At 37.3% G+C, this 3,431-nt stretch carries 3 protein-coding genes; 1 reads left to right on the forward strand and 2 read right to left on the reverse strand.

Going from position 1 to position 3,431, the window contains the following annotated elements; all coding sequences use genetic code 11:
- Positions 1–1,209: DUF4912 domain-containing protein (locus F6K22_RS36375; RefSeq protein WP_293109529.1), on the reverse strand; the 1,209-nt coding region annotated here is incomplete at its 3' end.
- A gap of 809 nt (positions 1,210–2,018) precedes the next feature.
- Between F6K22_RS36375 and F6K22_RS36380 the strand changes: the two genes are divergently transcribed.
- Positions 2,019–2,195, forward strand: a complete 177-nt coding sequence (locus F6K22_RS36380; protein ID WP_293109530.1) for a hypothetical protein — start codon at positions 2,019–2,021, stop codon at positions 2,193–2,195.
- 226 nt (positions 2,196–2,421) lie between these two features.
- Here the strand turns inward: F6K22_RS36380 and F6K22_RS36385 are convergent.
- Positions 2,422–3,431: ARC6/PARC6 family protein (locus F6K22_RS36385; protein ID WP_293109532.1), on the reverse strand; the 1,010-nt coding region annotated here is incomplete at its 5' end.

The following is a 3,431-nucleotide window of genomic DNA, read 5'->3' on the forward strand; positions in this document are numbered from 1 at the left end:
TCCCATGCCTACTCCAGAAGCAGTTAAACCTACACCTGACATAGTTTGACCAACCCCAGAAGCAGTTAAACCTACTCCCGACATTCCCATGCCTACTCCAGAAGCAGTTAAACCTACTCCCGACATTCCCATGCCTACTCCAGAAGCAGTTAAACCTACTCCCGACATTCCCATGCCTACTCCAGAAGCAGTTAAACCTACACCTGACATAGTTTGACCAACCCCAGAAGCAGTTAAACCTACACCTGACATTCCCATGCCTACTCCAGAAGCAGTTAAACCTACACCTGACATAGTTTGAGTTGCACCAGAAACATTACTACCAGATGCCCACATCCCTACACCTGATGCCATAGCATAAGAGCTTACTCCTTCCTCTATCATCTGACCTGAACCTGGAACCATTTGAACAGAGCCAAACATAGAACCAGCAACCCGTTGTTCCTCAGCTTCAGCTATGCCAAACATTTCCTCATAAATATTATCGGGATTATCGTAAAAAGTAATTTGGCGACTAGCAGGAACCAATTCCATAAAGGTTTTGCCACGCAAATCTTCATCCCAACTAACTGTGATAAATTGGTCATCAATCCAATCTGAAGGATAGACCGGAGGAATATGTACTCGCTCAGAACGAGCCAAAACTAACCACCGACCATCAGCACACCGATACCCTATTTCCACAGTATAGTTACGATCGCTTACCGGAATAGGTATGTACCATTCACGAGCTAATTCATCACAAGGATATTCTTGAATGCTATGAGGACTTTGGTAGTCCAAGTTAATGTCTGTCACATCATATGTACGTAGAGCTAACTGCTGTCCTCCTTGACGACGTAGCTCTTGTTTCAGTTCATTCGGAATATCCCAGTAGGCGTATGCCCACTCTGGATCGCGTGGCATTAATACTATTCGGCTTTTACCATACCCACTGGGTAAATCGGTTAAACCTTCATCAATTGATGAAAGAAAATCATCAATGTTGTTTTCTTGGCCTAATTCAAACTTTTTTGCTTCCACTTCTTCTTGTACTTCTAATGTTGAAACTGGAGCAGATGAGAGATGATTGATACCTTGAGCTTCCATAACTGCTGCCAGAAGTTGTGCTTTACGCATTCTGCTGTAACGAGAGATACCTAGTTCACTGGCGACTTTGCGTAGTTGGCGTAAAGTCATTTCTTCTAGGGGTGGACGTTCTTGAACCATTATTTATATCCTTCTATTTTTTTGCTGTTTTCTATTCCGTTTCCCAAAACCTAGCAAGTAATCACAGATAATTCCTTGTTTCTTTTGAGAACTACTTTTCCAATTCAAACAATTAGTGAGTTTGGTAAATGCTTAGAAACACTTAGCAGTTTCTATATCTATAGAAACGATAAGAACAGCATTTTTTTGGGATCGGCGGGATCGCCTTATAAGTCTATATCTTGCAGAAAAGCTCATATTTGGTCAAGGGTTGTTACTAAGAAATTATGAGTATATATGCGGGTTTATAGGCAATTCTAGATTAATAATGTTATGGTTTCTTAACTTTACTTAATTTATCATAAATTTAACAAAATTAATTAATAAAATTATGTGATAGTTTTATTAAAAATTACTAATAGTACAGCTAAAAAACTCAAAAGCATAAGCAAAATTAATTTAATATTGAGTGGAGGTGTAGGGAATAGAGAACGCTTTGGTGGAAAAAGGGAACAGGGAACAGAAAATATACCTGAGTAGTAGATATAGCGTTTATCAAATTGGTGAGATACAGAAGTTTTGGATTTTAGGGAACAGGGAATAGACAATAGTGAAGAGAAAAAAAATACTGTATCTTATTAATATGAGAACTGCTATATATTAATAATTGTGCCTACTACTTACCTAGTCATCTCTGTCGGGTTGAATACTGAAAAATCTTAGGGAATTAGATAACAGCCAAATCAGGACAGTCGGAAGACTTACCCAGTATAGGAGGGACAAGGTTTTTTATAACTAATTAAATAGACTTTACCTAAAGTAATTTTCTATTGCAACTCTCACATAATCCAGAAATTAATCCAATAGAAAGACTGTGGCAATATAGCGAACAACTAAATTATCAAACCATCTATACCATCAATATTTATATAACTACCCTCGATTTCCCTTTTAGTTTAATCTTGAAAGCTGTAAGAATTTTACCTGTTATTATTTTATTATTTTGAGACCAATTCTTGTTTAATCCTGACACCAGAGCCGTATTTTTTTATTTACTTCTTGAAGATTAATTTGATTAACAAATTTTTTTGAGTTGAGTGTCTAAGTTTTTTTAATTCTGATTTATATTTCGATTTTTTTCCAAGAATTCAGTTGAATAAATACAGTAGCAATACTAATAATTCTTCCTGTTTGAGCTTGGGTTCATTCCCATAATTATTTCTGCACTTAAAATTATCTCAGTACCTTCCAATTACTAATTTGCCATTTTTCATTCTGACGAACTAAATTATAACGAACAAGTAAGTTTTCGTTGTCAGAATTAGTCAATCTACCATTTTCATAAAACTCAACCCTTTCTCTAACTTGAGCATCTACTTGAGCTTCATTGGCATTTGTATTACTCATCTTTACACTTTTTATCTCTAAATCATGCTTATAATTCCGATAAGATTTCTCTCGCTTCAGCGCATTAGCCGTAGGTAACCAACGAGAAAGTGCCGGCTCTACTAGAATATTTGGTAATTTTTCAATTTGATGATTAGGACCAAGAGCAGAAGCCTTAATATCTAACCAACTTTGAATCGCTAGTTGTGCTACTTCTTTCGTTATCGGTCCTGATGCTGCGAGGCTAACCCGATTAGGTTGTGGAATTTCTATTGGAGGTCTGTCCAGTTGTACTATAGGTTGTTCTCTTTGCAGAATCGGTCCACCTAATCCTAAAGCATTTACTAACCAACCAATTGTTTTAATTGTCATCAACCCAATCAGTCCTATTGCCAATAATCCCAAAACTCCAATTAATATTAGACGACCAACTTTGACAGGTTCTCTTCTAGCAGAGATTCTGCGTGGACTATGCTCTGGTATAGATTGGGGTAATTCTTCACTTCCTAGTGACGTACTTTCATTAAACTGAGGTAAACTACTCCTACTCCTTTCCCTCATTCTTCCTGAATAGCGACCAGAACTCGGATTAGTTAACTGTTTTTGCGCACCTATAGTAGATGATGATTTTTCTGATTCTTGAAGCAAATTATCAGAACTAGCTCCTAGTAAATTAGAAGTTCCTTTGCTTGCAGAAGCAAGACTAGCAGTAGCAACACTACCCACACCAGATATACCTTTATTTTCTAAATCTGATACGGTCGATTTGTCAACTTCCTTATGGTAGAACATCTGTTCCGTGTCGCGATCGCGACGAGGTTGAACAACTACCCATTGATTAGCTGCTTCTGTTTCTG

The sequence above is a fragment of the Okeania sp. SIO2F4 genome, from assembly GCF_010672385.1.
In the GTDB taxonomy this organism is placed as follows: Bacteria; Cyanobacteriota; Cyanobacteriia; order Cyanobacteriales; family Microcoleaceae; genus Trichodesmium.